Raw genomic sequence first — 1,528 nt, forward strand, 5'->3', positions numbered from 1 at the left:
CTCAACTTTCGCGGAGTAAAAAGTTAATTTAACTAAGCCGCGACGTAGCGTGTGATAAATCAAATATAGTTCTTGACATTCAATCGTTATAAAAGAAAAACACCTCCACTTTTGGTATAGTTTAATTGACTAGAAAAAACTACCATGAGCGAGGTGCCTACTACTATGATAGCGAATAATGACAAAGAAAATCAACTGCCAAAAGAATTAAAATCTGCATTTGACGAATTAAATATTCTAAAACACCTAAGGGACGCAGGGATCAATAAAAACCTTGGTTTCACTTGTGCTTATATTTTCAAACTCATTTTCTGTCTGATCTTCGAAGGTAAAAACTGGTTCAGACTTTTGCAAAGCAAGAAATCGGATAGTCTACCTGAAAAGAATGCGATATACCGTTTCCTAAACAACCCAAGATACAATTGGCGACGCTTTTTGCTTTCATTAAGTGCAGCCACTATTAGTAAAGTTAGCACATTAACTAAAAATGACCGTCCGAGAGTACTAATTGTTGATGATTCATCTTATGAACGGAACCGTAGTAAAAAAGTAGAGTTACTTGCCCGCTGTTTTGATCACGCTTCCCAAAAAATGCGTTATTATAAAGGGTTTCGTATGCTCACGCTTGGTTGGTCTGATGGCGCCACTTTTATGCCAATTGATTTCTCGTTGTTGAGCTCTCAAAAGGCTGTAATCAACGGCATAAATGAAAGCATCGATAAGCGTACGTCTGGTTATAAAAGACGACAAGAAGCTTTACAAAAAGCTCCAGAACAATTACCGGGAATGATCAAACGTGCATTCTCCAAAGGTATTGACGCATCCTACGTTTTAATGGATTCATGGTTCACACAGCAGCCACTTATAGGATCCATTGTAGAACAAGGTGTTGACGTTATTGGCATGGTTAAAGATACCAACCAAAGATACCTGGTTAATGACAACTGGGTTGGTTTGAAACAGTTGTATCGGTTAGCTAAACCTACAGCACATCATAAAAACATTTTGCGTTCCATTCATACCACAATGAAGAATGGGGTGGATGTGAAAATTGTATTTATTCGCAATCGAAATAAGAAGAGCGAATGGCTGGCAATCTTGAGCACAGATTGTACATTAACCGAACAAGAAATTATCCGCATTTATGGCATGCGGTGGGATATTGAAGTTTTCTTTAAGGCAACGAAGTCCCTTTTGAAACTTCAAAAAGAGTTTCAAGGTAGATCATATGACTCTCTTATCGCCCATACAACGATTGTATTCACAAGGTATATCCTATTGTCCTGGCAAAATCGATGCAGTACAGACGACCGTACACTCGGCGGTATGTTTTATGAACTCTGTGATGAGGTAAAGGAACTTGATTGGGCTGTGGCACTACAGCAATTAATCGAGCTTCTTGAAGATGCCCTAAAAAAGACAAATAGTAAATTTAAAAAACTAATCAAAAGTCAACTACAGCATTGGGCTGCAGGTCTGCCTAACTATATCAAGGTGTACCTGCCTAATTTGTGCTGCGAAAGTTGAG

General features: G+C 38.4%; 1 protein-coding gene. It reads left to right on the plus strand.

Annotated elements, in window-relative coordinates:
* Positions 1-165: 165 nt before the first annotated feature.
* Positions 166-1,527, plus strand: coding sequence for an IS4 family transposase (locus ABRT01_RS18205; protein ID WP_269409153.1), 1,362 nt, complete (start codon positions 166-168; stop codon positions 1,525-1,527).
* Position 1,528: the final 1 nt, after the last annotated feature.

It is taken from the genome of Lentibacillus sp. L22, assembly GCF_040812445.1.
Lineage (GTDB): Bacteria > Bacillota > Bacilli > Bacillales > Amphibacillaceae > Lentibacillus_C > Lentibacillus_C daqui.

Excerpts from the sequence above, each read along its gene's own strand:
- ABRT01_RS18205 (WP_269409153.1), top strand. The coding sequence starts at position 166 with ATGATAGCGAATAATGACAAAGAAAATCAACTGCCAAAAGAATTAAAA.